The sequence below is a fragment of the Burkholderia sp. BCC0398 genome (genome assembly GCF_902833245.1).
Taxonomy (GTDB): Bacteria; Pseudomonadota; Gammaproteobacteria; order Burkholderiales; family Burkholderiaceae; genus Burkholderia; species Burkholderia sola.
The window spans coordinates 210,254-236,907 of the sequence record NZ_CADFEM010000012.1 but is presented as its reverse complement, the minus strand read 5'-3'; the positions used below and the strand labels follow the sequence as shown (position 1 = coordinate 236,907).

Annotated in this window: 24 protein-coding genes; 13 read left to right on the top strand and 11 right to left on the bottom strand. The window is 67.0% G+C overall.

The features are described 5' to 3' along the window. Positions 1-33: 33 nt before the first annotated feature. Positions 34-486: a type II secretion system major pseudopilin GspG gene (gene gspG / locus HWX76_RS25775; RefSeq protein ID WP_012492990.1), complete on the bottom strand. Its 453-nt coding sequence runs from the start codon at positions 484-486 to the stop codon at positions 34-36. A 175-nt stretch (positions 487-661) separates the two neighbouring features. Between gspG and HWX76_RS25770 the strand changes: the two genes are divergently transcribed. Continuing rightward, positions 662-1,072 (top strand): type II secretion system protein N, encoded by a 411-nt coding sequence (locus HWX76_RS25770; protein ID WP_006477247.1) that lies wholly within the window; start codon positions 662-664, stop codon positions 1,070-1,072. Positions 1,073-1,109: 37 nt separating this feature from the next. On the opposite strand, the gene gspF is transcribed toward HWX76_RS25770, so the two are convergent. From gspF to gspD, 3 genes are read right to left on the bottom strand one after another with little or no spacing between them, the layout of a single operon-like run. Then, the gene (gspF, locus tag HWX76_RS25765) at positions 1,110-2,327 is read right to left on the bottom strand and encodes a type II secretion system inner membrane protein GspF (RefSeq protein ID WP_050015775.1); all 1,218 of its coding nucleotides are present in this window, start codon (positions 2,325-2,327) and stop codon (positions 1,110-1,112) included. Between the two features lie 4 nt (positions 2,328-2,331). Next, positions 2,332-3,831, bottom strand: a complete 1,500-nt coding sequence (gene gspE / locus HWX76_RS25760) for a type II secretion system ATPase GspE (protein WP_050015776.1) — start codon at positions 3,829-3,831, stop codon at positions 2,332-2,334. Then, the gene (gene gspD, locus HWX76_RS25755; RefSeq protein WP_124631494.1) at positions 3,828-6,176 is read right to left on the bottom strand and encodes a type II secretion system secretin GspD; all 2,349 of its coding nucleotides are present in this window, start codon (positions 6,174-6,176) and stop codon (positions 3,828-3,830) included. The genes gspE and gspD overlap by 4 nt, the downstream gene beginning before the upstream one ends. Before the next feature lie 367 nt (positions 6,177-6,543). Between gspD and HWX76_RS25750 the strand changes: the two genes are divergently transcribed. Together HWX76_RS25750 and HWX76_RS25745 are read left to right on the top strand one after the other, a co-directional pair. Continuing rightward, positions 6,544-7,029: a lytic transglycosylase domain-containing protein gene (locus HWX76_RS25750; RefSeq protein WP_050015778.1), complete on the top strand. Its 486-nt coding sequence runs from the start codon at positions 6,544-6,546 to the stop codon at positions 7,027-7,029. Positions 7,030-7,182: 153 nt separating this feature from the next. Then, on the top strand, positions 7,183-8,496 hold the full coding sequence (locus HWX76_RS25745; protein WP_050016011.1) for a GTP-binding protein: 1,314 nt from the start codon (positions 7,183-7,185) through the stop codon (positions 8,494-8,496). A 129-nt stretch (positions 8,497-8,625) separates the two neighbouring features. Here the strand turns inward: HWX76_RS25745 and HWX76_RS25740 are convergent, their stop codons facing one another. Next, positions 8,626-8,904: an HU family DNA-binding protein gene (locus HWX76_RS25740; RefSeq protein WP_006401505.1), complete on the bottom strand. Its 279-nt coding sequence runs from the start codon at positions 8,902-8,904 to the stop codon at positions 8,626-8,628. 388 nt (positions 8,905-9,292) lie between these two features. Here HWX76_RS25740 and mnmC point away from each other — a divergent pair, with 388 nt between their 5' ends. The 7 genes from mnmC (at position 9,293) to HWX76_RS25705 (ending at position 18,165) form a co-directional block, all read left to right on the top strand. Beyond that, positions 9,293-11,224: a bifunctional tRNA (5-methylaminomethyl-2-thiouridine)(34)-methyltransferase MnmD/FAD-dependent 5-carboxymethylaminomethyl-2-thiouridine(34) oxidoreductase MnmC gene (gene mnmC, locus HWX76_RS25735; RefSeq protein ID WP_176016541.1), complete on the top strand. Its 1,932-nt coding sequence runs from the start codon at positions 9,293-9,295 to the stop codon at positions 11,222-11,224. A gap of 673 nt (positions 11,225-11,897) precedes the next feature. Continuing rightward, entirely contained in the window at positions 11,898-13,112 is a 1,215-nt protein-coding gene (locus HWX76_RS25730) for a cation:proton antiporter (RefSeq protein WP_050015784.1), read from the top strand. A gap of 14 nt (positions 13,113-13,126) precedes the next feature. Continuing rightward, positions 13,127-14,242, top strand: a complete 1,116-nt coding sequence (locus HWX76_RS25725; RefSeq protein WP_006490006.1) for a YbdK family carboxylate-amine ligase — start codon at positions 13,127-13,129, stop codon at positions 14,240-14,242. A 505-nt stretch (positions 14,243-14,747) separates the two neighbouring features. Further along, positions 14,748-15,386, top strand: a complete 639-nt coding sequence (locus HWX76_RS25720) for a MarR family winged helix-turn-helix transcriptional regulator (protein WP_050015785.1) — start codon at positions 14,748-14,750, stop codon at positions 15,384-15,386. A 28-nt stretch (positions 15,387-15,414) separates the two neighbouring features. Next, positions 15,415-16,125 carry a glutamine amidotransferase gene (locus HWX76_RS25715; RefSeq protein WP_124555741.1) on the top strand — a complete coding sequence of 237 codons (711 nt, stop codon included), beginning with the start codon at positions 15,415-15,417 and terminating at the stop codon, positions 16,123-16,125. Positions 16,126-16,344: 219 nt separating this feature from the next. After that, positions 16,345-17,457, top strand: coding sequence for an NADH:flavin oxidoreductase/NADH oxidase (locus HWX76_RS25710; RefSeq protein WP_089488016.1), 1,113 nt, complete (start codon positions 16,345-16,347; stop codon positions 17,455-17,457). A 177-nt stretch (positions 17,458-17,634) separates the two neighbouring features. After that, positions 17,635-18,165, top strand: a complete 531-nt coding sequence (locus tag HWX76_RS25705) for an SET domain-containing protein-lysine N-methyltransferase (RefSeq protein WP_050015789.1) — start codon at positions 17,635-17,637, stop codon at positions 18,163-18,165. Between the two features lie 145 nt (positions 18,166-18,310). Here HWX76_RS25705 and HWX76_RS25700 read toward each other — a convergent pair whose 3' ends face one another. After that, complete coding sequence (locus HWX76_RS25700; protein ID WP_089488017.1) at positions 18,311-19,795, bottom strand: sensor histidine kinase; 1,485 nt, start codon at positions 19,793-19,795, stop codon at positions 18,311-18,313. A gap of 120 nt (positions 19,796-19,915) precedes the next feature. Beyond that, on the bottom strand, positions 19,916-20,608 hold the full coding sequence (locus tag HWX76_RS25695) for a response regulator transcription factor (protein ID WP_006401494.1): 693 nt from the start codon (positions 20,606-20,608) through the stop codon (positions 19,916-19,918). 122 nt (positions 20,609-20,730) lie between these two features. Between HWX76_RS25695 and HWX76_RS25690 the strand changes: the two genes are divergently transcribed. Next, the gene (locus HWX76_RS25690) at positions 20,731-20,961 is read left to right on the top strand and encodes a DUF3717 domain-containing protein (RefSeq protein ID WP_006401493.1); all 231 of its coding nucleotides are present in this window, start codon (positions 20,731-20,733) and stop codon (positions 20,959-20,961) included. Between the two features lie 91 nt (positions 20,962-21,052). Here HWX76_RS25690 and HWX76_RS25685 read toward each other — a convergent pair whose 3' ends face one another. Together HWX76_RS25685 and phhA are read right to left on the bottom strand one after the other, a co-directional pair. Further along, positions 21,053-21,430: a 4a-hydroxytetrahydrobiopterin dehydratase gene (locus HWX76_RS25685; protein WP_256122001.1), complete on the bottom strand. Its 378-nt coding sequence runs from the start codon at positions 21,428-21,430 to the stop codon at positions 21,053-21,055. A 61-nt stretch (positions 21,431-21,491) separates the two neighbouring features. Further along, positions 21,492-22,391, bottom strand: coding sequence for a phenylalanine 4-monooxygenase (phhA, locus tag HWX76_RS25680; RefSeq protein WP_218828481.1), 900 nt, complete (start codon positions 22,389-22,391; stop codon positions 21,492-21,494). A 137-nt stretch (positions 22,392-22,528) separates the two neighbouring features. On the opposite strand from phhA, the gene HWX76_RS25675 reads away from it, so the two are divergent. Beyond that, positions 22,529-23,014, top strand: a complete 486-nt coding sequence (locus tag HWX76_RS25675; protein WP_050016018.1) for an Lrp/AsnC family transcriptional regulator — start codon at positions 22,529-22,531, stop codon at positions 23,012-23,014. A gap of 66 nt (positions 23,015-23,080) precedes the next feature. Here HWX76_RS25675 and HWX76_RS25670 read toward each other — a convergent pair whose 3' ends face one another. Continuing rightward, on the bottom strand, positions 23,081-23,614 hold the full coding sequence (locus tag HWX76_RS25670) for a class IV adenylate cyclase (RefSeq protein WP_050015796.1): 534 nt from the start codon (positions 23,612-23,614) through the stop codon (positions 23,081-23,083). A gap of 182 nt (positions 23,615-23,796) precedes the next feature. Then, positions 23,797-24,696, bottom strand: a complete 900-nt coding sequence (locus HWX76_RS25665; protein WP_176016539.1) for a LysR family transcriptional regulator — start codon at positions 24,694-24,696, stop codon at positions 23,797-23,799. A 182-nt stretch (positions 24,697-24,878) separates the two neighbouring features. On the opposite strand from HWX76_RS25665, the gene HWX76_RS25660 reads away from it, so the two are divergent. After that, entirely contained in the window at positions 24,879-26,564 is a 1,686-nt protein-coding gene (locus HWX76_RS25660; RefSeq protein WP_124675900.1) for a choline dehydrogenase, read from the top strand. The last annotated feature ends 90 nt before the right edge of the window (positions 26,565-26,654 follow it).

Below are 26,654 nucleotides of genomic sequence, written 5' to 3'. Positions count from 1 at the left end.
ACGGAATGAAACGTCGGGCCGATCAGCGCCGGCTTACTGCCACGAGCCGATGTCGGAGTCGTTGCTTTCGCCGCCTTCCTTGCCGTCGGCGCCGTAGCTGAACACGTCGATCTCGCCGTGCACGCCCGGGTTCAGGTACTTGTACCCGTTGCCCCACGGATCGTTCGGCAGGCGCTCGAGATAGCCGCCGTCCTTCCAGTTGTTCGGGATCGGATCGTTGGTCGGCTTCTGGATCAGCGCGTTCAGGCCCTGCTCCTGGGTCGGATAGCGGCCGTTGTCCAGGCGGTACAGCTTGAGCGCCTGCATGATCGTGCCGATGTCCTGCTTCGCGGCGATGCGGCGCGCCTCGTCGGGGCGGCTCATGATCTTCGGCACGATCAGCGCCGCCAGGATCCCGAGGATCGCGACCACCACCATGATCTCGATCAGCGTGAAACCGCGCTGACGACGCACGGCCGCGTTGCGGCGAGTGATCCACGTTTGCATGACTGACTACCTCTTTCCAAAAAATGTCGTCGATTGAGTGACGCACCCGGCGCACCGGACGATTGCCTGACAGCAACCTTCCGGACCGGCGGGCGCGGAGCACGCATTGTAAGGCGCGCATCGCCGAGGGCTTTCACCCAACGCAAATTTCATATACATCCGTACAATAGCGCGCATGAACGCGCTCTCGATCCGGATCCTTTCCCTCGCCCTCTTCGCGGGTTTGTGCGCGACGGCCACCTACTGGGTCGTCACGCTGTCGGCCCGCGAAGCGCCGCTGCCCGCCGCCGCCGCGCGGCTGCCGATCCGCACCGAGGACGCCGCGGCGCTCTTCGGCGGCCAGCTCGACAAGAATCCCGTCCAGGACATCCACCTGTTCGGCATTCTCGCGCTCGATCATGGCGGCGCCGCGATCGTCGGCGTCGGCGGCGAACCGCCGCGCGCCGTATCGCTCGGCGCGGAGGTCACGTCCGGCGCGAAGCTCGCCGAAGTCCGGCCGCGCTCGATCATCGTCGACCGCAACGGCGCCCGCGCCGAAATCCAGCTCCCGGCGAACACGCCGTCCCCCGCGATCTACATGCGCTGAACGGTAGCGGCCCATCCGTCGGAATCGGGCCGCACCGTCACTGCACCATGTTGTTCAGCTCGATGATCGGCAGCATCACGGCCAGCACGATCACGAGCACGATGCCGCCCATCGCGAGGATCAGCAGCGGCTCCAGCAGGCTCGTCAGGAACATCGTGCGGCGCTCGAGTTCGCGCGCTTCGCCTTCGGCCGCGCGATCCAGCATCGTCGTCACGTCGCCCGTCGCCTCGCCCGAACGAATCAGGTGCACGAGCACCGGCGGAAACGTCTTCACGTTGTTCAGCGCGCGCGACAGCGCGGAGCCTTCGCGCACGCGCACGATCGCATCGTCGATGTTCGCGCGCATCGCGCGGTTCGACAGCGTCTCGCCGGCCGCCTGCAGCGCGCGCAGGATCGGCACGCCGGCCGCGGTGAGAATCCCGAGCGTGCTCGCGAAGCGCACCGTGTTGTAGCCGCGCACGAGCTTGCCGGCGAGCGGCGCGGTCAGCACCCAGCGATCGAACGCGAGCCTGGGCCCGGCGCGCGACAGCGTCGCCTTCACGAACCACACGACGAGCGCGACCGCGATCAGGATCGCCCACCACCAGTGCCGCACGAATTCCGACAGCGCCATCATCACGACCGTGAGGATCGGCAACTGCTGCTTCGTGCTCGCGAACACGTTGACGACCTGCGGCACGACGTAGCTCAGCAGGAACGTGACGATGCCGAACGCGATCAGCGTGACGATGCCCGGATACGTGAACGCCAGCAGAATCTTCTGCTTCAGCGCATTGCTTTGCTCGATGTAGTCGGCGAGGCGCGACAGCACGATGCCGAGCTTGCCGGTGTGCTCGCCCGCGGCAACGAGTGCGCGGTAGATTTCCGGAAAATCGCGCGGATGCTGGCCCAGCGCATTCGCGAGCGAATGGCCGCCGAGCACTTCCGCGCGGATCGCGGCCATCAGTTCGCGGATGTAGTCGCGTTCGGCCTGCTCGGTCAGCACGCCGAGCGCCTCGTCGAGCGGCAGCCCCGCGATCAGCAGGCTCGCAAGCTGGCGCGTGAGGATCGCCTGCTCGCGCTGCGACAGCTTGCGGCCGAACGCGAGCCGCTGCGAACGCGCGCCGCGCGTCGCGCTGGCGGCCGGCTCGACGACGAGCGGCGTCAGCCCCTGCGTGCGCAGCTGGCCGCGCGCGGCTCGCGCGCTGTCGGCATCGATCACGCCTTTCTGCGCGCGCCCCGCCGAATCGATTGCTTCGAAACGGAATGCCGGCATCGCGCTATGCGCCTCCCGTCACGCGCAGCACTTCCTCGAGCGACGTTGCGCCGGACGCGAGCCAGCGCTCCGCGTCGTCGCGCAATGTGCGCATCCCTTCCGCGCGGCCGGCGGCCAGGATCTCGGCATCGGCCGCGTTGCGGTGGATCAGCGTGCGGATCGACTCGTCGACGAGCAGCAGTTCGTACACGCCGCGCCGGCCCGCATAGCCCGAATGCCCGCACTTGTCGCAGCCGACCGGATGCCACACGGTGCGGCCGTCCTCGTGCCGCTCTTCCTTGCAGACGGGGCAGAGCTGGCGCACGAGGCGCTGCGCGAGCACGCCGAGCAGCGACGACGCGAGCAGGTACGGCTCGACACCCATGTCGGTCAGACGGGTGACGGCGGACGCCGCATCGTTCGTGTGCAGCGTCGCGAGCACGAGGTGGCCCGTCAGCGACGCCTGCACCGCGATCTGCGCGGTTTCGAGGTCGCGGATTTCGCCGATCATGATCACGTCCGGGTCCTGGCGCAGGATCGAGCGCAGCGCGCGGGCGAAGGTCATCCCGATCCGCTCGTTCACCTGCGTCTGGCCGATGCCGGACAGGTCGTATTCGATCGGATCCTCGACGGTCATGATATTGGTCGTCGCGGTTTCGAGCCGCGACATCGACGCGTACAGCGTGGTCGTCTTGCCGGAACCGGTCGGGCCGGTGACGAGCACGATGCCGTGCGGACGGGCGATCAGCTTGTCGAACTGGACGAGCGTGTCGCGACCCATCCCGAGCGCTTCGAGGTTCAGCCGCTGCGCGTCCTTTTCCAGGAGACGCAGCACCGCGCGCTCGCCATGCCCGGTCGGCAGCGTCGACACCCGCACGTCGACCGGCCGGCCGCCGACGCGCAGCGTGATGCGGCCGTCCTGCGGCAGCCGTTTCTCGGCGATGTCGAGCTGCGCCATGATCTTGATCCGCGAGATCAGCGCGCCGTGCAGCGCCTTCTTCGGGCGCACGACGTCGCGCAGCGTGCCGTCGACGCGAAAGCGCACGACCGACGCATTCTCGAACGGCTCGATGTGGATGTCCGACGCCTGTTCGCGCGCCGCTTGCGTGAGCAGCGCGTTGATCATCCGGATGATCGGCGCGTCGTCTTCCGATTCGAGCAGATCCTCGACTTCGGGGATGTCCTGCATCAGCCGCGACAGGTCGACTTCGCCTTCGACCTCGCCGACCACCTGCGCGGCGCTGCCATCCTGGCGCGCGTAGGCCTGGTTGATCGCCTGTGCGAGCTCGTCGGCCGGCACGCGATGCACGGAAATCGAGCCGAAGTTGCGCGCGATCTCCGCGAGCGCGGCGTCGCTCGTGCGTTCGCTGATCCACACCTCGAGCGTGTCGTCGAGCTGATGCGCGATCAGCACCTGGCCGCTCTTCGCGAAACCGTACGGCAGCAGGCGCGCGGCGAGCGGCGACGGCGGCTGGCGCTCGCCCGGCGCGCCGTCGTGGGCGGATGACGCGAGCACGTCGCTCACTGCGACGCTCCCGGCGCGGTGGTCAGCGGCTGTTGCGGCACCGCCTGCTGCGGCACGCTCTGCGGCTGCGCGGGCGTTGCTTCCGGCAGCGGCTGGGCCGGTACCGGCGCGACCTGGCGCTGCAACTGCTGGCGGCGCATCTTGTCGAGATCGAACAGGTTGCCGGCCGGCGTGCCGCCCTGGCTCGGACCCAGCGGCATCGGCGGGACGACCGGGTCGTCCTTGTCGCGGATCACGTTGTTGTCCGACTTGTAGGCGCCCGTCACGCCCTGGATGTAGTCGTAGCGGTTCGCGGTGACTTCCTGCGCGGTGCTGCGATCGGAAATGATCACCGGACGCAGGAACACCATCAGGTTGGTTTTCGCGCGCTGCTTCGATTCCGAACGGAACAGCTGGCCGATCCACGGGATGTCGCCGAGCAGCGGCACCTTGCTGTTCGACACCTGGTAGTTGTCCTGCATCAGGCCGCCGAGCACGATGATCTCGCCGTTGTCGGCCAGGATCGTCGACTGGATCGAGCGTTTCGTGAAGGTCGGGCCGGTCTGCGCGTTCGTGGTCCCGCTGACGACCGCCGAATCCTCCGTGTAGAGCTGCAGCTTCAGGATCCCGCCGTCGGTGATCTGCGGCTTCACGTGCAGCGTCAGGCCGACGTCGCGGCGATCGTAGGTATTGAACGCATTGCTCGTCGTGCCGCTCGTCAGGTTCGAGTATGAACCGGTCGCGATCGGCACGTTCTGGCCGACGACGATCTTCGCTTCCTCGTTGTCGAGCGTGATCAGGTTCGGCGTCGACAGCACGTTCGCGTCGCTCACGCCCGAGAAATACTGCAGCAACGCGCCGAGCCCCTGCACGCCGAACATGTTATGCAGCCAGCCGATGTTGAGGCCCTGGGACAACTGCCCGAGATTGGACGCCAGCCCGCCGCCGGTGACCCCGCCGGCCGCGTTGGTCAAGCCGCCCGCCGTCAGGTTGATGATGCTGTTGCCGAGCCCCAGCCCGGGGTTCAGGTTCGTGCCGCCGAGAAACTGGCCGCTCGCGACCTGCCACTGGATGCCCAGGTTGCCCTGCGTCGTCGAGTTCAGCTCGACGATCAGCGCTTCGATATAGACCTGCGCGCGCCGTGCGTCGAGCTGGTCGATCACCGAGCGCAGGTTCCGGTAAACCGGATCGGACGCGGTGATGATCAGCGAGTTGGTCGCCGAGTCGGCCTGGATCATCCCGCCCGGCTGGTTGTCGTCACCGCTCTTGTCCTTGTCGCCGCCGAGCAGGCCGCCCGTACCGAGGCCACCGCCGGACGAACCGCCGCCGCCATACGCCGACGAAGACGACGAACCGCCGAGGCCGCCCGACGGCAGCGGCGGGGTGCCCGACGTGCCGGTCGAGAAGTTGCCGCTCGACGACGAGCCGCCGTTCTGGTTGAAACTGTTCGCATCGTTGGACGACGCCGACGCGCCGCTGTCGTTGCCGCCGCCCTTGCCGAGCATCCCGCGCAGCGTCTTCGCGAGCTTCACCGCATCGGCGTTGCGCAGCGGCACGACGTGCATGTTGCCGGGCACCGCGCTCGGCGCATCGAGCTGCAGCGCGAGGCGTTTCGCGGCCGCGAGGCGCGAGCCGTTCGATGCGCGCAGCAGCAGCGAATTGGTGCGCGGGTCGGCCGTGACCGACACCTTCAACGTCGCGTCGCTGTTGCCGATCGCACCCGGGTCGAGCATCTTCTGCATCTGCGCGGCGAGGTCGATCGCGTTCGCGTTGCGCAGCGTCACGACCTGCACCTGCGCACCCGCGGCGCTGTCGATACCGGAGATGATCTGCGCGATGCGGCGCACGTTGTCCGCATAGTCGGTCACGACGATCGTGTTGTTCGCCGGGTAGGCCGTCACCGTGTTGTTCGGCGAGATCAGCGGCCGCAGCACGGGCAGCAGGTTGTTCGCCGATTCGTTGTGCAGCTCGAACACCTGCGTGATCACCTGGTCGCCGCGCGCCTGCGGCGCATTGCCGACGTAGGTCGGCACGCCCTGCAGCTTCGCGTCGGCTTCCGGCACGACCTTCAGCACGCCGTGATCCTGCACGAGCGCGAAGCCCTGCATGCGCAGCGCGGACTGCAGCGTCTTCAACGCCTGGTCTTCCGGCACCGGCCGTTCGGCGACGAGATTGAGCTGCCCCTTCACGCGGGGGTCGACGATGATGGTCTTGCCGGTCGCGGCGCCGATCGCTTTCGCGACCTGGTCGATGTCCGCATTCACGAAGTTGAGCGTGACCTGAGCGTAGGCAGCCTGCGAGACGATGATGCCGGCCACGAGCAGGGTCGTGGCGATACGCCGCATAACGAAGCGATTTCTTGTCATGGATGAATGGGTCGATGCCGGCTCAGGCCACTTCCGGCGGTAGTGCTGGGATCCAAGTCCGAAAGAGGCGACATTAGCAGTTTTTCATGTCCGAAATATCACATTGATCCGAAGACTGTCTCACATACGACATGTGTCCGGCGAATCGTATGCGATATGTAAGGATCGGCGTCACCCTCCGCATGCCGGCCGTCGCCCCGATTTCGAGATGAATCGACACGGAAATGCGGTATAACCGGGCTGCCGTATTCCTGCCTGTCGCAATTGGACGGTCTGCCGGTATGATACGGGCGGCGCGTTTCTCGTCGCATTAATAACAGGCACGGGTTTTCCCGAGCTTCGCGCAATTCCTTTCCGTTTCCGCACGATGAACAGACGGTTCGCTTCGATCGCGTTGATCGCCGCCGGCGCGTGGTTCGCCAGCGGCAACGCACGCGCGGATTGTTTCGACGAAGCGGCCAAATATCAGCAGGTCAATCCGCTGATCCTGCGCGCGATCGCATGGCAGGAATCGCGCAACCGGCCCGGTGCGCTGAACAAGAATACGAACGGCTCGGTCGACTACGGCCTGATGCAGATCAATTCGATCCACCTGCCCACGCTGTCGCGTTACGGGATCGGCCGCGACACGCTGATGGAGCCGTGCAAGAACGTGTACATCGCCGCGTGGCATCTCAAACAGAAGATGAACCGCTACGGCAACACGTGGCAGGCGGTCGGCGCCTATCATTCGGAAACGCCGTCGCTGCGCGACAAGTACGCGCGGCAGATCGCCGGCATCCTGACGCAATGGAAGCTGCTGCCGTCCGCGCAGACTGCCCAGGCCGCGCAGCCAGCGCAGCCCGCTCAGTGATTCGGCGCCGCGTCGCCGGTTGACGCAGGGCCGGCCGCGCGCGTTTGATGCACAATGCGGGCTGGCGCCGCCGTTTCGCCCGCGTGCGGGCCGATCGCGCCCCGGCAGGGCGCCGCGGCCGCTTTTTCATCTTTTCCGTTGGTGCATATCATCATGAATCCGGCAATGAAACAGCCGTTGCCCGTCACCGTGCTGTCCGGTTTCCTCGGCGCCGGCAAGACCACGCTGCTCAACCACGTGCTCGCGAACCGCGCGGGCCTGAAAGTCGCGGTGATCGTCAACGATCTCGCGGCGGTCAACATCGACGCGTCGCTCGTGCGCGACGCGCAGGCGCTGTCGCACGTCGAGGAACGCCTCGTCGAGATGTCGAACGGCTGCATCTGCTGCACGCTGCGCGACGATCTGCTCGTCGAAATCCGCAACCTCGCGTCCGAAGGCCGCTTCGACGCGATCATGATCGAATCGACCGGTATCGCGGAGCCGATGCCGATCGCCGAAACGTTCACGTTCGTCGACGACGACGGCGCGTCGCTGTCGTCGATCGCGCGGCTCGACACGCTCGTCACCGTGGTCGACGCGTACAACTTCCTGCGCGACTACGGCTCCGACGATGCGCTCGCGACGCGCGGCATCGCCGCGTCGGAAGACGACGACCGCACGCTCGTCGAGCTGCTGATCGAGCAGATCGAATTCTGCGACGTGCTGGTGATCAACAAGGCCGATCTGGTCGGCGCGGACGATCTCGCACGCCTGCAGCACATCCTCGCGCGTCTCAATCCGCGCGCGCATCAGGTCGTATCGACGTTCGGCAACGTGCCGCTCGACGAAGTGCTGAACACCGGCCGCTTCGATTTCGACGAAGCCGCGAACGCACCGGGCTGGCTCGCATCGCTCGACCACGATCACACGCATTGCGACGACCCCGACTGCCATGACGACCATCATGCGCACGTGCACGGCGAAGCCGACGAATTCGGGATCGGCAATTTCGTTTACCGCGCGCGCCGGCCGTTTCACCCGGCACGGCTGTGGGCGCTGCTGCATCAGGAGTGGCCGGGCGTGCTGCGCAGCAAGGGTTTCTTCTGGCTCGCGACGCGCAACGACATCGCGGGCTCGCTGTCGCAGGCGGGCGGCGTATGCCGGCACGGGCCGGCGGGTTTGTGGTGGGCGGCGCAGGATCGCGCTGAATGGCCCGACGACGACGAGCTGCTCGCTGAAATCCGCACCGAATGGCTCGGCGATCTCGACGATCGCACGGTCGGAGATCGCCGGCAGGAACTCGTGCTGATCGGCATCGCGCTCGACGCCGATGCGTGGCGCACGAAACTCGACGCGTGTCTGCTGACGGATGCGGAGTTCGCACTCGGCGCGGCCGGATGGGCCGCGTTCGACGATCCGTTCCCGGCGTGGGACGTCGATTCGCACGACGACGACGATCACGGCGACACGCAGATCGTGCACGCGTGATCGCGTGGTAACGGCTTGTAAAAACAACCGTTAACTTTTGCAAGGGCGGCGCGAACTGTGGCGAAAATGCCGCGCGCGCCCAACAAAAAACCCGCCGAGAGGCGGGTTTTTTCTGGAACAGGCGCGGGTTTAACGCTTGTTGACGGCATCCTTGAACGCCTTGCCAGCCGTGAACTTGACCGTCTTGGCTGCCGGGATCTTGATGGTTTCGCCCGTCTTCGGGTTGCGGCCCGTACGTGCTGCGCGCTTGCCCGAACCGAAGCTGCCGAAGCCGATCAGCTGAACCGCATCACCCTTCGACACGGCCTTCTTGATGACTTCGAGCAGCGTGTCCAGCGTTTCGCCGGTTTGAGCCTTGCTGGCGCCCGTTTGGGCGGCGACGGCGTCGATCAGTTCCTGTTTGTTCATTAAGGTTCCTTTATCAGGTTAGGTTGACACGAACAGCGCGAACGCGCCGATTATACGTGCGCGAACCGTGCCGTCGAGAGTCAGACTCCGACGACACAGCGCCGAATCCTGGCCCGCGCGACGCGCCCTCCGGCTTGCCGGCGGCCACCCCGCGGTACGGCGTTGCTATGATAGCGCAGCGCAAACCCAATAACGACAAGGGTTTCAAAGATTTTCATCGGTATTTCGCCGAATGAATCGTCGATTGCCCGTTTTTTGACCTGCGCCAACCGGACAGGATACGCAGCGTGGTCCGCCCGCCCGTCGCCCCGTTGCCCTTTTCCAACGGCCGATCGGACGGCCTGCCGCAATCCCTTGCCAGGCTTGGCTGCCACGTTTTTTGTTTCGCATGCCCGACCGACTTGTTTACGCCTCGCTCGCGCTTCGCGACGACGGCACGCTCGTCTCGCCCGAGTTCGGCGAGCTTCATCGCGGCGCATCCGGCACGCTCGCGCACGCACATCGCGCGTTCGTCTCCGGCAACGGGCTGCCCACGCGCTGGCAGCGCCGCCGGACGTTTACGATCGTCGCGACCGAATTCGGCGCGGGCGCCGGCTTCCTCGCGGCGTGGGCCGCGTGGCGCGACGATCCCGCGCGCTGCGAACGGTTGCATGTCGTTGCAGTCGAGTCGCATCCGTTCTCGCGCGACGACCTGCGCCGCGCGGTTTCGCATATGGTTGCGGACACAACCATATCGGCAGACACCGATGCATTGATCGACGCATGGCAGATGCTCGTGCCGGGCGTGCACCGGCTCGAATTCGACGAAGGACGCGTCGTGCTCACGCTCGCGTTCGGCGATCCGATCGACCTGCTGAAGAAGCTCGTCGCGCGCGCCGATGCGTTTTTTCTCGACGGCGCCGCGGCGTCGAGCGACGGGATCCGCGCACTCGCGAAACTCGCCGGCGAACACGCGACGTTTGCGACCCATGCAAAGTCCGACGACGTGAAGTACGCGCTCGGCGAAACAGGTTTCACGTTCCGCGAAGTCGACGATCGTCTCGTCGGCGACTATGCGCCGCGCTGGCGCGCGCGCCGGCACGAGCCGCCGCGTGCGCTGCCCGTTGCAGCGCGCCGTGCGATCGTGATCGGCGCGGGCCTCGCCGGCTGCGCGGTCGTCGAACGTCTGGCCGCGCGCGGCTGGGACGTCACGCTGATCGAGCGGCACGAACGGATCGCGAGCGAAGCGTCGGGCAATCCGGCCGGGGTGTTCCACCCGTTGATGACGCGCGACGACAACGTCGCGAGCCGCCTCACGCGCGGCGGCTTCCTGCACGCGCTCGCACGCTGGCGTGCGCTCGAACACGCAGGGCATGCATTCGCACGCAGCACGCACGGGATGATCCATCTTGCCGAATCGGCCGACGATTTCGCGCGGATGCGCGACGCCTTCGATGCGTTCGGCGCGCCGTCCGACTACGTGACGCTGCTCGATGCCGATGCCGCACGCGCACATCTGAATCTGCCGGTCGCGCACGGCGGCCTGCTGTTCCCGCACGGCGGCGCCGTCTGGCCGGCCGGGCTGTGCGCCGCGCAATATGCGGCGGCCGGCGAGCGCGTGCGCCTGCTCGCGTCCACCGGCGTCGCACGGCTCGAACGGCGGGGCGACGCGTGGCATGCGCTCGACGATACGGGCGCCACGCTCGCCGATGCACCTGTCGTCGTGCTCGCGAACGCGGGCGACGCCGCGCGTCTTGCCGGGCTCAAGCATGTCGCGCTGCAACCGGTACGCGGCCAGCTCACGCTGCTGCCGCCGGGCACGACGGCGCCGCTGCCGTGCCCGGCGATCGGCGACGGTTACGCGGTGCCGCTCGACGACGGCACGCTGCTGATCGGCGCCACGTTCGAACCCGACGACACCGATCCCGCGATGCGCGCGGCCGGCCACGCCGAAAACCTCGACCGCGTGCGGCGCCTGCTGCCGGGCCTGATCGGCGAACTGCCAGATCCGGCCACGCTGCACGGCCGCGTGGCGTTCCGCTGGGTCGTCGGCGACCGTCTGCCGCTCGTCGGCCCGCTCGCCGACGAGGCGCAGGCCACCGCGAACGCACGCGCGCTGGGCGGTGCGCAGGCGCGCGACCTGCCGCGCACGCCGGGCCTCTACGGCGCATTCGGCTTCGGTTCGCGCGGCCTCGTATGGGCTGCGCTCGGCGCCGAACTGATCGCGTCGCAACTCGAAGGCGAGCCGTGGCCGCTCGAGCGCGAACTCGCCGACGCGATCGATCCCGCCCGCTTCCTGATCCGCGCACTGCGCGCCCGCCGCGTCGGTTCGGCCGGCTGACTGGCCGCCCGCAGCCGTCACAGTTTCCCGATTTTTCCGCGCAAGGTTATCCACGCGACGCTGTGGATAACCGCGCGGAATCCGCGTGCACTCCGTGTGCAATCACAGTGGACGTAAACTGGGCAACTCGGCACAGCTGTGATGCGGCCCGAAAGTTGCTCAACTCAAACCGCTGTGCGCGAACAGCCTGTGCAACCGGTTATGGTTTCGCCAACACCTTGATCTGTCAGCGTAAACCGGAGTTATCCACAGAACTGTGCGTCCTTTGTTAACTTCTACTACGTATATATACAAAGTAAACCTTTGAAACCAAAGACCTGCGGCGGCGCACAGCCCCACGAGTCGATTCAATCGGTTCCGGAGCGAAAAACCTGTGGCACAATCGGTTTCCTTCGCGTTCGTTCGGCCAAGCGCCGGACATGCTTCAATGGAACGGTCGGCACGATTTCGAATCTGAATCTTCGAGACTGCGCAGTCCGTTCACACACCAGGCCGACAATCCAGATCGGCAACCTGAACGACGTTCCGCCTTGTGGCGGAACAGGCGGACCCCATGTACCGCCATCGTCGAGCACAACAATCACATTCGGGGCAATACCCAGCCGGCGCGCATCCATTCCTGTCGCTTGACCCCGCGTCGCTGGCGGTTGCTTCCAAAGGAGAAGTCACCACGATGAAGTCGGCGTTCTCATTCCTGCCCAACTGGCCGCTCGCGCCGGATGCCGTGTTCTGGGCCGGGCTCGCGCTGTTCGCAGCCGGCCTGTGCGGCGAACTGTGCTATCGCGCGTGGCGCCTGCCGCGCATCACCGGCTATGCCGTGATCGGCCTGATCGCCGGTTCGTTCGGATTCGGCGTGATCGACACCAGCACCGACGAAACCTCGCGGCTCCTGATGGACGTCGCGCTCGGCCTGCTGCTGTTCGAACTCGGCAGCCGCCTCGACCTGCGCTGGATCCGGCGCAATCCGTGGCTCGTCGCGTCGAGTCTCGCGGAGGCCACGCTCACGTTCGTGCTCGTGCTGTTCGTGATGCTCGCGCTCGGCGTATCGGGGATGGTCGCGCTGGTGCTGTCGGCGATCGCGATCGCGACGTCGCCGTCGATGGTGATCCAGCTGAAGACCGAACTGCGCGCGGAAGGGCAGGTGTCGCAACGCCTGATCACGCTCACCGCGCTCAACAGCGTGTACGCGATCGTGCTGACCAAGCTCGTGACGAGCTGGCTGCACCAGGAAGCGTACGGCAACGTTTTCGCGACGATCCTGCAGCCGCTCTACCTGCTAGCCGGCTCGTTCATCGTCGCGTATCTCGTCGCGCGTTCGTGCAACTACCTGTTCCGTCACATGACCGCGACGATGCGCGACGAGCATTCGTTCGTCGCGCTGTTCGGGCTCGTGATGCTCGCGATCGCCGTCGCGCAGGCGTTGAAGCTGTCGACGCTGCTCACGCTGCTGCTCGCCGGCATCATCGTGAAGAACCTCGAAGCGCGGCCGCAGCTGTGGCCCGAGCACTTCGGCACGGCCGGCTGGCTGCTGACGGTGGTGCTGTTCGTGCTGACGCTCACGTCGTTCACGTGGGGCGACATCGCGCTCGGCGGGCTGCTCGCGATCGTGCTGATCGTCACGCGGCTCGCCGCGAAGCTGGCCGGCGTCGTCGCGTTCGCGAAGCCGAGCGGCCTCGGGATGAAGCAGGGCATCGCGCTCGGCATCGCGCTCACGCCGATGTCCGCGCTGTCGTACCTGCTCGTCGACGATACCTACCAGCTTTATCCCAATTTCGACCCGCACCTGCGCGCGATCGTGATGTGCTCGATCGTGATCCTGCAGCTCGTCAGCCCGTTCGTCGTCTATCGCTGCCTGTCGGCGGTCGGCGAACGCAGCGACGGCAACTGATTCCGGAAACTGCCATGGCACTCGAAACCTTCGTCAATTCCGAACCGTTCACGTTCGGCGTCGAACTGGAGATCCAGGTCGTCAACACGCACAACTACGACCTGACCAAAGCGGCGTCCGACCTGATGCGCCTGATCCAGGGCGAGACCTTTCCCGGCAACATCACGCCGGAAATCACCGAAAGCATGATCGAGCTGTCGACCGGCATCTGCCATTCGCACGAGCAGGCCGTCAGCGAGCTGCATGCGATCCGCGACGTGCTCGTGAAGGCGGCCGACCAGCTCAACGTCGGGCTGGCCGGCGGCGGCACGCATGCGTTCCAGCAATGGAGCGACCGGCAGATCTACGATGCGCCGCGCTTCCAGTACATCTCCGAGCTGTACGGCTATCTCGCGAAGCAGTTCACCGTGTTCGGCCAGCACGTGCACATCGGCTGCCCCGATCCCGACAGCGCGCTGTTCCTGCTGCACTCGATGTCGCGCTTCATTCCGCACTTCATCGCGCTGTCCGCGTCGTCGCCGTTCGTGCAGAACGTCGACACGGGCTTCCATTCGGCACGCCTGAATTCGGTATTCGCGTTCCCGCTGTCGGGCCGCGCGCCGTTCGTGCTGACCTGGGACTCGTTCGAGGAGTACTTCACGAAGATGGTGAACACGGGCGTCGTCAACTCGATGAAGGACTTCTACTGGGACATCCGGCCGAAGCCCGGCTACGGCACGATCGAAGTGCGCGTGATGGACACGCCGCTGTCGGTCGACCGCGCGGCGGCGATCGCCTGCTACATCCAGACGCTCGCACGCTACCTGCTGACCGACCGGCCGCTGAAGCTGTCGGAGGACGATTACCTGGTCTACACGTTCAACCGTTTCGAAGCGTGCCGCTTCGGGCTCGAGGGCACCTGCGTGAATCCTCAGACGGGCGAGCGCCGCACGATCGCGGAAGACATCCTCGACACGCTCGACCGGATCGCGCCGCATGCGGCCGCGCTCGGTTCGCGCGCGGCGCTCGACGAGATCGGTGCGCTCGCAAAGGCGCGCGTGAACGATGCATCGTGGTTGAGAACCGTTTTCAAACAGGAAAAATCGCTGAACGAGACGGTCCGGCAGCAGTGCTTACGTTGGCGCGAGTGAAAATATGTTTTGCAGATTGCAGAATCGACCGCGCCGCGATTCGCTGAACGGTTATCGGCGCCCTGTCGCGCCGAAATCGTCGACGGGCACCGTCGCAATCTGTGGATAACCCGATATTCCGCTGCAAAGTCAATGCTCTGTGGGTGGGATAACCCGGTGGATCATGACCGCGCGGCCGATGGCCGATCCGAACAGGAAAATGCCGGCGCGCCCCGTTTCGCGGGCGCGCGACATCGCGCGCACAACGAAAAAATCCGGTTATCCAGCGATTTTCCACAGCATGCAGGGGATAACTTAGCTGTGCGATTTTCCGCTCTCGCTTAGAATGTCGGCTTTGCGGACACCGGAACGATGCGTGTCTCTCCGGTCGCCGCGAACGCGACCGCCGCGTGTGCCTCGCGACGGCCGTGCTGACGCACTCGAGAGAGGGCGTCTGTTTTGAGATGGATTCGATCTCCACACTACGGCCGCTCGGCCATCCGGGCGGCGGCAAAGCGAAAAGACTATGAGCGAAGGCGTTTACGGGAACCAGGCTGCGGGACGTGTGACCCACAGCCTGCTGCGGTTGAGCACGGCCATGCGGAGCGAGGCATGGGATTGGGCGGAAGGCGCTGGCCTGACGCCGACGCAAGGCGAGATTCTCGTGCTGCTGCTGCAGCGCAAGGGCCCGATGCGGCTCGGCGAGATCGCGCGCGAGACGCAGCTGACCGCGGCCACCACGAGCGATGCGGTCAGCACGCTCGAGACGAAGGGGCTCGTCGAGAAGCGTCGTGCGCTGGACGACGGCCGGGCATTGGCCGTACGCCTGTCGGCGCGTGGCCGCACGGCCGCGAAGAAGGCGCTGCAATGGCCTGAATTCCTGACGAAAGCAGTCGGCAAGCTCGGCGCGGACGAGCAGGGCACGTTGTACCGCGCGCTGCTGAAGACGCTGCGCGAGCTGCAGGTGGCCGGTGCGACGCCGCCGCAGCGCATGTGCCTCACGTGCACGTACTTTCAGCCGGGCAAACCGTCGAAGAAGACGGTGCATCACTGCGCGACGCTCGACCTCGACATGTCCGACAGCGATCTGCGTCTCGACTGCTCGGTGCAGGAAGAAGCCGACGCGGCGACGCAGAAGAAGACCTGGAAGATTTTCGCAGGCTGACGTCCGTCGATCGACCGGGAGGCCGATGATGAACGCTGAAGTCGTGGCGATCCGCCACGTGCATTTCGAGGATCTCGGGAGCTTCGAGCAGGTGCTCGGCGAACGCGGTCGACGGGTGCGCTATGTCGATGTCGGATCGTCGCGGGTCGAGGTGCTCGACGTGCTCGAGCCGTCGCTGCTCGTCGTGCTCGGCGGGCCGCTCAGCGTGTACGACGACGCGCAGTATCCGACGATCGCGCCGCTGCTGGCGCTCGTGCGCCAGCGCATCGACGCGGGGCTGCCGATCCTCGGCATCTGCCTCGGCGCGCAGTTCATCGCGCGGGCGCTCGGGGCGCGCGTCTATCCGGCCGCGCAGCACGAGCTCGGCTGGGCGCCGCTGACGCTCACCGATGCCGGCCGCGCGTCGCCGCTGCGCCATCTCGACGGCGCGACGACATCGATGCTGCACTGGCATGGCGATACGTTCGACCTGCCGGGCGGTGCGATCCATCTCGCGTCGACGCCGGCCTGCCGCCACCAGGCATTCGCATGGGGGCAGCACGTGCTGGCGCTGCAATGTCATCCCGAGATCCGTACCGATCGCTTCGAACCGTGGCTGATCGCGAACGCCGGCGAAATCGCCGCGACGCCCGGCATCGACGCGCGTCAGTTGCGCGCCGATACCGCGCAGCACGGCCCCGCGCTCGAGACGGCCGCACGGCATATGTTCGCGGAGTGGCTCGGTAGCGTCGGGCTCTGACGTCGCGGGCGGTCCCGTCCGCCGGAAAGGATTGGCCCGGCCTGCATCCGTTGAGGGCCGGCGCATCGCCTTCCATCGCCTATTCCGTTTGTTCCACGCCCCGCCGGCGTCCGGCCGGCCATACCTGACCATCCGCTTACTGCGGAGCGCGCTGTCTGCACGCTTCAGGCGTGCGTGCTACGCTCGTCCGCTCTTTCCCTTTCCTGGCGAGCGGCTTCCATGACTGCGCTGTTTTCCCCGTTCACGCTGCGCGGCGTGACCCTTCCGAACCGGATCGTGATCTCCCCGATGTGCCAGTACTCGGCCGAACGCGGCGAAGCGACCGACTGGCACATGATTCACCTCGGCCATCTCGCGCTGTCGGGCGCCGGGTTGCTGTGCATCGAAGCGACCGCGGTGGAACCCGACGGACGCATCACCCATGGCGACCTCGGCCTGTGGGACGACGTGACCGAAGCCGCGCTGAAGCCGGTGCTGGCCGCGATCCGCAAGCATTCGCCGATCCGCATCGCGATGCAGTTGTCGCATGCGGGGCGCAAGGCGTCGAGTGCGGCGCCGTGGGAGGGGGGGCAGCTCGTGCCGGTCGCCGACGGCGGCTGGCTGCCGCATGGCCCGTCGGCCGTTCCGCACAAGGACGGCGAGACGCCGCCGCTCGCGCTCGATGCGGCGGGCCTGAACCGCATCCGCGAAGCGTTCGCGGCGTCGGCCCGGCGGGCCGCGCGGCTCGGCATCGATGCAATCGAAGTGCACGCGGCGCACGGCTACCTGCTGCATCAGTTCCTGTCGCCGCTCGCGAACCGGCGCACCGACGAATACGGCGGCTCGCGCGAAAACCGGATGCGGTTTCCGCTCGAGATCTTCGAGATCGTGCGCGCCGCGTTTCCGGACGATCGGCCGGTCGGCGTGCGCGTGTCCGCGACCGACTGGGTCGAAGGCGGCTGGGAACTCGACGATACGATCGCGTTCGCGCACGAACTGCAGCGCCGCGGCTGCGACTGGATCGACGTGTCGTCCGGCGGCGTGTCGCCGCTGCAGAAGATTCCGCTGTCGCCCGGCTATCAGGTGCCGTTCGCGCAGGCCGTGAAGCGGGCGGTCGGCATGCCGACGATCGCGGTCGGCCTGATCAACGAACCCGAGCATGCGAACCGGCTGATCGAGGCTGGCGATGCCGATTTCGTCGCGATGGCGCGCGCGATGCTGTACGACCCGCGCTGGCCGTGGCATGCGGCGGCCGAGCTCGGCGCGCAGGTGACGGCGCCGCCGCAGTACTGGCGCTCGCAGCCGCGCGAGCACAAGGCGCTGTTCGGCGACGTCGCGTTCGGCCAGCGCTGAGCGCATCGCGCAATATTGCGCGCGATGTTGAACGAAGCAATATCGAACGTGTAGGATGCGGGTGATTCGCCGCATGCCCCGACGCGGCACCGACCGGTGCCGCGTTTTCGTTTGGCGCGGCGCCCGGCCGCGATCGCGGTCGCTTCCGTTCAAGTCGTCTTCACAAGGATTGGTTCGATGAGTTCACGCAGGATCGCGGTGCGCCGCTCGGGAGTACACGGCAAGGGCGTGTTCGCCGTGGCGCCGATCAAGGCCGGCGAACGCGTAGTGGAATACAAGGGCGAGCGAATCTCGTGGAAGGAAGCGCTGCGCCGTCATCCGCACGACCCGAGCGAGCCGAATCATACGTTCTACTTCGCACTCGACGAAGGCGGCGTGATCGACGGCAAGGTCGACGGCAACAGCGCGCGCTGGATCAATCATTCGTGCGCGCCGAACTGCGAAGCCGAGGAAGTCAAAGGCCGCGTGTATATCCACGCGCTGCGCGATATCGGCCCGGAAGAGGAGCTGTTCTACGACTACGGCCTCGTGATCGACGCGAAGCTGACGAAGAAGCTCAAGCGCGAATACGCGTGCCACTGCGGTGCGGAATCGTGCCGCGGCACGTTGCTCGCGACGTCCGACGAAGGCGGGAAGAAGAAAAAGAAGAAGGACAAGAAGGACGGCAAGCCTGCGTCCGGTTCGAAGGACAAGAAGAACAGGAAGTGATGCAGACGGCAGCGCATCGCGCGCTGCCGCGGTCGTTTCAGCCCGCGGCTGCCGCGTCGTGGCGGCCCGGCGTTCGCTTTCCTTTTCCGGCGGGCCGCCCGGTCGACGGGCCAGCGGTTGCCCGCCGCGACTCGCTGGTGATCGCTCAGTGCGTCGGCGCCGCGGCCGGCGTTTCGCTGGCCGGTTTTTCCGTCCGCGTCGCGAGCGGCACCCGCACCACGAAGCGCGAGCCGCCTTCCGATGCATCCTCGTACGACACGGTGCCGCCGTGCATCGCGATGATGTCGTGCACGATCGCGAGCCCGAGCCCGGCGCCGGTTTCGACACCGTTGCCGCTTTGCGCGTCGCCGCGGAAGAAGCGCTTGAACAGGTCGGCCTGCTGGTTCGCGGGCACGCCGGGGCCGTTGTCCTCGACGACGATCTCGGCGGCCGGCTGGCTGTCCTCGAGCGCGGCGCGCGCGACGTTCACCGTGATCCGCGCGCCGTCCGGCCGCGCGAGCGGCACGTACTTCAGTGCATTGTCGAGCAGGTTCGCGATCACCTCGCGCAGCAGCACCGGGTTGCCGCGCACGATCAGCTTCTCGTCGTCGCCCGGCTCGTCGCTGCGCTGGAAGCCGAGGTCGACGTGCGACGCGAGCGCGCGCGGCACCCATTCGGCGCCGGTCTCGAACGCCATCGCCGCGAGATCGACGTCGACGAAGCGCGCGGCCTGTTCGCCCGGCTCGGCCCGCGCGAGCGACAGCAACTGATTGGACAGCCGTACCGCGCGGTCGGCGGCCGCGCGCAGCTCGCGCACCGCGGCGAAGGTCTGGTGCGGGTCGCGCGCGACGGCCGCCTGCTCGGCATGCAGCTTCACCGCGGTGAGCGGCGTGCGCAACTGGTGGGCAGCATCGGCGATGAACTTGCGCTGCGCGTCGAGCGCGGTCTTCAGGCGGCCGAGCAGCGCGTTCATCGCGCTGGTCAGCGGCCGGATCTCCAGCGGCACGTCGGTTTCGTCGACCGGTTCCAGCGACGTATGGGTTTGCCGGTTCAGCGAATCGGCGAGATGCGTGAGCGGGCCCAACTGCTGGTTCACGACGCGCCATACGATGCCCCAGCCCGCGAGCAGCAGCAACAGCAGCGGCATCATGATCGCGACGAGGAATTCGGCCGCGATCCGGTAGCGGTGCCGCACCGGCTGCGCGACTTCGACGACCATCGGCCGGCCGCCCTCGACGTTGTCGACGCGCACCTGCGCGACCCGGACCGCGCGATTGTCGTATTCGGCCTCGAACACGTACGCGTGATGCATGCGGCGCACGTTGATGCCCTGCAGCGGCAGCTTCGGATCGCCGGCGAGTTCCTCCTCGCCGTCGCTGATCCGGTAGATCAGCGCTTCGGCTGGATCGGAGAACATCGCCTGCGCGAGCGGCGGCACCGTGAACGGCGCGTCGGGGCCGGCGATCTGGATCTGCTTGGAGATCGCGGTCGCGAGATCGGCGAGCGAGCGGTCGATCACGTGCTGCGTGTATTGCCACGCGAGCCAGTAGGCGATCAGGCCGCTCATCAGCGCGAGCATCGACAGCGGGGCGGCGAGGCGCCGGAGCAGCGAGCGGCGCAGGCTGGTGGTCACAGCCGGATCAGAAGACATTTCGACGGGCAAAAGGATAAGCGCCGCTCACGGGGAGCGGCGCGGTCGTGCGCCGGGAACGGCGACGCAGAGCAGCACGCGTGCGCCGGCGGCACGCGGCCGGCCGGCGCGCGGCGTCGCTCAGACACTCGCCGTCTGGCGGATTTCCTGCAGCAGGTAGCCGAAGCCGCGCACCGTGACGATTTCGACCCGGCACTGCTCGAGTTTCTTGCGGACGCGGTGCACGTAGACTTCGATCGCGGTGTCGCCGAGATCGCCGCCGAAGTGCGTGAGGTGATCCTGCAACTGCGCCTTGCTGACGACGCGGCCGTGCCGCAGCAGCAGCATTTCCAGTACCGCGAATTCGCGCGGCGACAGTTCGAGCGGCTTGTCGTCGTTGAAGATGCGGCGGTCGACGCCCGACAGGCGGACGCCGCCGAGCGACACTTCGGGACGCGGCATGTCGCTGTGCGGGCCGCTGCGGCGCATCACCGCGCGGATACGCGCTTCGAGCTCGGCCGGCTCGAACGGCTTGAGCATGTAATCGTCGGCGCCGGAGTTCAGGCCCTGGATCCGGTCGTTCAGCTCGTCGCGGGCGGTCAGCACGATCACCGGCGTGTGGCGGTTGGTCTGGCGAAAGCGCGTGAGCAGCGTCATGCCGTCGATGCCCGGCAGGCCGAGGTCGAGGATCACGAGTTCGTGGCGGTTCTGTGCCAGCGCCTGTTCGGCAAAGATGCCGTCATGCACCATGTCGACGGTGAAGCCAGCCTGCTCGAGGCTGCTCTGGATACCGCGTGCGATGGGGCGGTCGTCTTCGATCAGAAGGAGTCGCATGAAGTTCGCTCAAGTACAATGGGTTGGCGGTTCAGGCACGCGGACAGCACGAAGCCGTTTCCACAGGAACGCCGCATCGCCTGACATCAAGCATGGCGGCCAGCGAACGATTAAATCCAATCATGTCCGATATTTCGATCCACGACCTCGAAGCCGCGATCAATTTCTGGCGCGCCCGCTCGCCGTCGAGCGGCGACGAACTCAAACTCTGCGAAGAGGCCAGCGCGCTCTCCAAGCCGTATGCGCTGCTGATTGTACAGCGCGAAAGCGCGCTGCAACTGGAAGGTTTGGACCCCAAGGCGCGGAAAGCGTACGAGACTTACGTGCGCCTTAAGGATGGCTTGGAAAGCTGAAGGCTTTCGCTGAGTACATCCTAGAAAACGTTCAGCGAAATGAAAAGTTGACGCGCCGCGCACGGAAAGCGCGCGGCGGCGGAGACGGGATTCAGGCGCCCGGTTGCGCGTGCGCGGCGGCGCCGTCGATGAACCGCGCGAGTTCGATGTCGCGTTCGGTCAGGCCGTCGGCGTCGTGGGTCGACAGCGTGACGTCGACGCGGTTGTACACGTTGAACCATTCCGGATGGTGGTTCATTTCCTGCGCCTTGATCGCGACGCGCGTCATGAAGCCGAATGCCTCGTTGAAATCGGCGAAGCGCAGGCGGCGCTGGATCGCGTCGCGGCCCGGCACGGCCGTCCACTGCGGCAGGCCTTCGAGCCGGGTCTTGCGTTCTTCGGATGTGAGCTTGTGGATCATCTTGCACCTCTCGTTCGGTAACGGCGCCCGCGCGCGGCTGCGCCGCGCGGCGAAGCCGGCATCGTTCATTGTTCCATAGTTGCGGAAAGGACGACGGGCGGCCGGCAACCGGCAGCCGACGGCCGGCGCGTCACGCGTCGGCGTCGGCGTCGTCGGGCCAGCCTTCGCCCGTGCCGCGATGCAGTACGCGATCGGTGTCGAGCACCGCGCCGGCCGCGAATTCGGGCAGCCCCGCGAGCCGGTCGGCCAGCGCGCGGCCATCGACGTCGGCGAGCGCGAACAGCTGCGCGAAATCGTCGATTACGAAGTAGGTCTTCTGGAACGTGTCGATCCGGTACTTCGTGCGCATCACGCGCTCGAGGTCGAACCCGAGCCGGTTCGGCGCCGCGCTTTCGAGGCTGTACAGGCTTTCGCCCTTGCTCGACACGATCCCGGCGCCGTAGATCGACAGCCCGTTCGTGCCGCGCGGATCGCGGATCAGCCCGAATTCCACCGTATACCAATAGAGGCGCGCGAGCCGCGCCAGCGCCGCTTCGTCGTCGGCGACCGCGAGCGCGGTGCGGCCGTACGCCTGCATGTAGTCGGCGAACACCGGGTCGATCAGCAGCGGCACGTGGCCGAACAGGTCGTGGAAGCAGTCGGGTTCCTGCAGGTAGTCGAGCTGGTCGGGACGGCGCATCCACCAGGTGACCGGGAAACGCCGGTTCGCGAGATGCGCGAAGAACACGCGGTCGGGCACGAGGCCGGGCACCGCGACGATTTCCCAGCCGGTCGCGGGCTTCAGCTGACGGTTCACGTCGGCGAACGACGGCACGCGATCGGCCGGCAGCGCGATCTTGCCGAGCCCGGCGACGAACGGGTCGCACGCGCGGCCGCGCAGCAGCGCCGACTGGCGCGCATAGAGCTGCTTCCACACCGCGTGGTCTACCTGGCCGTAGCGCTGCAGCGGCTGGTCGATGGTGAAATCGGCGCGGGTTTCGAGACCCGCATCGAACTGCTCCTGCAGTTTCGCGGTGACGACGGTGGACATGATCAGGCTCTGCACGCTGGGTTGGGACCATGCAAGTGTAGAGCGGGCGACGCGCGGATTGGGCGCATAGTTGGCGTCAATTCGCTTAGTGATGCGATAATTGCGCATCAAATAACGAATCAATGCGGAGAATGCTCATGCTGGAACTCGATCACTTCGATCTCGCGTTGCTGGACGTGCTGCAGCGCTTCGGTCGCGCGACGCATCAGCAGCTGGGCGAGCAGGTGCCGCTGTCGCCGTCGCAGATCGGCCGGCGGCTGCAGCGGCTGGAGGCGGCCGGCGTGATCGAAGGCTACCGCGTGATGCTGCGACCCGAAAAGCTCGGGCTCGGCGTGACCGCGTTCACGAGCCTGAAGCTCAAGCATCACGGCGATTCGATCATCGAGCAGTTCCAGCAGCAGATCGACGTGCTGCCCGAAGTGCTCGAATGTCATGCGGTGGTGGGCGATGCCGACTACCTGCTGCGGATCGTCGCGCCGGATCTCAACGCGCTGTCGCAGTTCGTGATGAAGAAGCTGATGCGGGTGCCGGGCGTTGACAGCGTGCGCTCGAACATCGTGCTGACGACCTTCAAGCGCAACGGTGCATTGCCGCTCGCGCATCTCGCGCCGGGCGCCGCGTGACGGGGACGCGGCATCGGCATCGGCGCTGAAGGCGGCACGCGCCGTACCGCCTTCGATGGGGCCGGATCAGGCCGTTTCGGGCTGGGTGTCGGCGTTCAGCAGATCGACGTACGCGACCGCGACGAGATCGTCCTGCGCGACGCCGAGTTTCGCGAACACCTCGTGCGCTTCGGCTTCGCCGCCCGCTTCGTCGTCGTCGGGACCCAGCACGACTTCGAGCTCGATGAAATCGCCGAGGCCGTCGACGCGGTCGAGGTGGATGCGCGTGCGGCCGGCGAGGTACACGTGCCGCTCCTTCGTCACGATCCCGCGCGTGGTCAGCGCGGTCGCGAGCAGCGAATGCATCGCGTCGGGATTCGTCACCGGGCTGCGCGTGTAGTACGACGCCTTCGGGCCGTCGCGATCGTCGCGCTGGTAGAAGATCAGCTCGGCCGGCGTGCCATCCTCGAAGCGGCGCAGCTTGAGCCGGCCGCGCGGCACGTCATAGAAGAAATCCTGCTGGCGGTAGAAGAGCGGCGCTTCGGTCGCGAGCTGGGCCGCCCGTTCGCGCAGCCGGTCGAATTCGCGGGCGCGGGCTTTGATCTCGATGTTGCGGGCCATGCGGGTCTCCTTCAATCGGGGTCTCGCGGTGTGCGAACGCACAATCTAGCAAAAAGCCTGCGATGGTGGCGTGACGCGCGGACCGGCCGCGGCGACACGACGCGGGGCACGCGATTCGATCCGCGGCATGCGTCAGGCGCCGAAACTCGATGCGTAACGGGCCGCGTCGATATCAGCCGCGCTCATATCGCCCACTGCGCGTCGATCAACCGCAGCGCGGCCGCGATCGCCGGCTCGTCGCGCCGCTCGGCGAGCGTCACGAACGTCAGCTCGGTCGGCACCGTCATGCGTTCGACGATCGTCAGCGCATGCGCGTGCGCTTCGGCCAGCGCGATCGAATCGCGCGCGAGCGTCAACCCGATCCCCGATTTGACGAGATCGAGCATCGATTGCTCCTGGTCGACCTCGGCGACCTTCACCGGCTGCGCGCCGGCCGCCGCGAACAATCGCGACAGCAGCCGGTGATGCGCGGACGCGGGCGGCGTCCAGATCCACGGCAGCGCGGCCAGCGCACGCCAGTCGTGCGCGCGCTGCACGCGCTCCTTCCAGCCGGCCGGCGCGAGCACGCGGTATTCGAAGCGCGTGAGCGTGACGGTGTGGAACAGCGCGCCGTCGCGCGGCGAATCGTCGTCGGGCCGGCCGATGGTGTAGCCGACGTCGAGCGCCTGCGCGCGCACCTGTTCGAGCACCCAGCCCGACATCCCGTGCCGCAGCGCCGTTTCGATCTGCGGATGGGTCTCGACCAGCGCGCGCAGGAAGCCACCGAGCCGCAGGAACCCCGGATCGAGGATCGTGCCGATTCGCAGCCGGCCGCGCACCTCGTGCCGCAGCGCGGCAGCGGCGCGCTGCACGTCGGCGGCGGCGGCGAGCGCGCGCTCCGCGTGCGGCAGCAGCGTCTGCCCGTCGCGCGTGAGCGCGAGCCCGCGCGACGTGCGCGTGAACAGCACGACCCCGAGCGTTTCCTGCAGATGCTTGATCTGCAGGCTGACGGCGGGCTGCGTCAAATGTAGCTGCACGGCGGCGCGCGTCAGGTTGCCTTCGCGGGCGACCGTCGCGAACGCGCGAAGCAGGGTGAGATCCATCGTTGTGATATGAGCGTGGCTTATAACGCAGTTCAGCATAACTCATTGGATCGGCGGCCGGGCGCGGGAGTACGCTTCATCGGATCGTGGCGCGGGGCCGCAGGCGCGGCGCGACGCACTATGCTGAACATGCGCGCGGCATCGCGCCGCGCGGTACACAACAAGCAGGAAGGAGACACGCCGTGAGTACTCAACGCACGCTCGAGGGCGAATTCGACTACGTGATCGTCGGCGCGGGCACCGCGGGTTGCGTGCTCGCGAACCGCCTGACCGAGGATCCCGACATCAGCGTGCTGCTGCTCGAGGCGGGCGGCAAGGACGACTATCACTGGATCCATATCCCGGTCGGCTATCTGTACTGCATCGGCAACCCGCGCACCGACTGGCTGTACAAGACGCAGCCCGAAGCGGCGCTGAACGGCCGCGCGCTGTCGTATCCGCGCGGCCGCGTGCTCGGCGGCTGCTCGTCGATCAACGGGATGATCTACATGCGCGGCCAGCGCGAGGATTACGACAACTGGGCGCAGGAAACCGGCGACGCCGGCTGGTCGTGGGACAGCGTGCTGCCGATCTTCAAGCGCAGCGAGGATCACCATGCGGGCACGAGCGATGCGCACGGCGCGGGTGGCTACTGGCGCGTCGAGAAACAGCGGCTGCGCTGGGAGATCCTCGAATCGTTCGCGCAGGCCGCGCAGCAGACGGGCATTCCCGCCACCGACGATTTCAACCGCGGCGACAATGCCGGGGTCGGCTATTTCGAAGTGAACCAGAAGCGCGGCGTGCGCTGGAATACGTCGAAGGCGTTCCTGCGGCCCGCGATGGCGCGCCCGAACCTGACCGTGATCACCGGCGCGCATGCGCAGCGCGTGATCTTCGACGGTCGGCGCGCGGTCGGCGTCGAATATCACGGCGGCGGCACCGACTACGTCGCGCGGGCGCGCGCGGAAGTGCTGCTGACGTCGGGTGCGGTGAATTCGCCGCAACTGCTCGAACTGTCGGGTGTCGGCGATGGCCGGCGGCTGCAGGCGCTCGGCATTGACGTCGTGCAGGATCTGCCGGGCGTCGGCGAAAACCTGCAGGATCATCTGCAATTGCGGATGGCGTTTCGCGTCGACGGCGTGCGCACGCTCAACACGCTGTCCGCGCACTGGTGGGGCAAGCTGATGATCGGCGCCGAATACGCGCTGCTGCAGCGCGGGCCGATGTCGATGGCGCCGTCGCAGCTCGGCGCGTTCGCGAAATCGGATCCGGACGATCCCGCGCTCACGCGCCCCGATCTCCAATACCACGTGCAGCCGCTGTCGCTCGAACGCTTCGGCGAGCCGCTGCACGGCTTCAACGCGTTTACGGCGTCGGTCTGCCATTTGCGGCCGACCTCGCGCGGCAGCGTGCACGTCACGAGTGCCGATCCGGGCAGCGCACCGACGATCGCGCCGAACTATCTGTCGACCGATCACGATCGTCACGTCGCCGCGAACGCGCTGCGCCTCACGCGCCGGATCGCGTCCGCGCCGGCGCTCGCGCGCTATCGCCCCGAGGAAATCCTGCCGGGCCCGCGGTACCAGACCGAGGCCGAACTGATCGACGCGGCCGGCGTCGTCGGCACGACGATCTTCCATCCGGTCGGCACGTGCCGGATGGGGCGTGCGGACGACGCGCGCGCGGTGGTCGATAGCCGGCTGCGCGTGCGCGGCATCGCGGGGTTGCGGATCGTCGACGCGTCGGTGATGCCGTTCATCACGTCGGGCAACACCAATTCGCCGACGCTGATGATCGCCGAGCGCGCGAGCGACATGATTCGTGCCGACCGCCGTGCGGCGCGCGAAACGACGTCGGTGCGCACCGAGGCCGCGGTGACGGCGGCATGAAGGCTCGCTGACCCGCGCGCCAGCGGGCCGTCATGCGAACGCCCGCTGATTCGCTATGCGAAACAAGCTGCCGGCGCGTCCGCTCTAACG

Coding starts and splice junctions, on each gene's coding strand:
- mnmC (WP_176016541.1), top strand. CDS start 9,293: ATGCCCGACCGACTTGTTTACGCCTCGCTCGCGCTTCGCGACGACGGC.
- HWX76_RS25690 (WP_006401493.1), top strand. CDS start 20,731: ATGTCCGATATTTCGATCCACGACCTCGAAGCCGCGATCAATTTCTGG.
- HWX76_RS25730 (WP_050015784.1), top strand. CDS start 11,898: ATGAAGTCGGCGTTCTCATTCCTGCCCAACTGGCCGCTCGCGCCGGAT.
- HWX76_RS25700 (WP_089488017.1), bottom strand. CDS start 19,795: ATGTCTTCTGATCCGGCTGTGACCACCAGCCTGCGCCGCTCGCTGCTC.
- HWX76_RS25695 (WP_006401494.1), bottom strand. CDS start 20,608: ATGCGACTCCTTCTGATCGAAGACGACCGCCCCATCGCACGCGGTATC.
- HWX76_RS25750 (WP_050015778.1), top strand. CDS start 6,544: ATGAACAGACGGTTCGCTTCGATCGCGTTGATCGCCGCCGGCGCGTGG.
- HWX76_RS25710 (WP_089488016.1), top strand. CDS start 16,345: ATGACTGCGCTGTTTTCCCCGTTCACGCTGCGCGGCGTGACCCTTCCG.
- HWX76_RS25715 (WP_124555741.1), top strand. CDS start 15,415: ATGAACGCTGAAGTCGTGGCGATCCGCCACGTGCATTTCGAGGATCTC.
- HWX76_RS25720 (WP_050015785.1), top strand. CDS start 14,748: ATGAGCGAAGGCGTTTACGGGAACCAGGCTGCGGGACGTGTGACCCAC.
- phhA (WP_218828481.1), bottom strand. CDS start 22,391: ATGTCCACCGTCGTCACCGCGAAACTGCAGGAGCAGTTCGATGCGGGT.
- HWX76_RS25670 (WP_050015796.1), bottom strand. CDS start 23,614: ATGGCCCGCAACATCGAGATCAAAGCCCGCGCCCGCGAATTCGACCGG.
- gspD (WP_124631494.1), bottom strand. CDS start 6,176: ATGACAAGAAATCGCTTCGTTATGCGGCGTATCGCCACGACCCTGCTC.
- HWX76_RS25725 (WP_006490006.1), top strand. CDS start 13,127: ATGGCACTCGAAACCTTCGTCAATTCCGAACCGTTCACGTTCGGCGTC.
- HWX76_RS25770 (WP_006477247.1), top strand. CDS start 662: ATGAACGCGCTCTCGATCCGGATCCTTTCCCTCGCCCTCTTCGCGGGT.
- HWX76_RS25705 (WP_050015789.1), top strand. CDS start 17,635: ATGAGTTCACGCAGGATCGCGGTGCGCCGCTCGGGAGTACACGGCAAG.
- HWX76_RS25685 (WP_256122001.1), bottom strand. CDS start 21,430: ATGAACGATGCCGGCTTCGCCGCGCGGCGCAGCCGCGCGCGGGCGCCG.
- HWX76_RS25745 (WP_050016011.1), top strand. CDS start 7,183: ATGAATCCGGCAATGAAACAGCCGTTGCCCGTCACCGTGCTGTCCGGT.
- HWX76_RS25740 (WP_006401505.1), bottom strand. CDS start 8,904: ATGAACAAACAGGAACTGATCGACGCCGTCGCCGCCCAAACGGGCGCC.
- gspF (WP_050015775.1), bottom strand. CDS start 2,327: ATGCCGGCATTCCGTTTCGAAGCAATCGATTCGGCGGGGCGCGCGCAG.
- HWX76_RS25665 (WP_176016539.1), bottom strand. CDS start 24,696: ATGGATCTCACCCTGCTTCGCGCGTTCGCGACGGTCGCCCGCGAAGGC.
- gspG (WP_012492990.1), bottom strand. CDS start 486: ATGCAAACGTGGATCACTCGCCGCAACGCGGCCGTGCGTCGTCAGCGC.
- HWX76_RS25675 (WP_050016018.1), top strand. CDS start 22,529: ATGCTGGAACTCGATCACTTCGATCTCGCGTTGCTGGACGTGCTGCAG.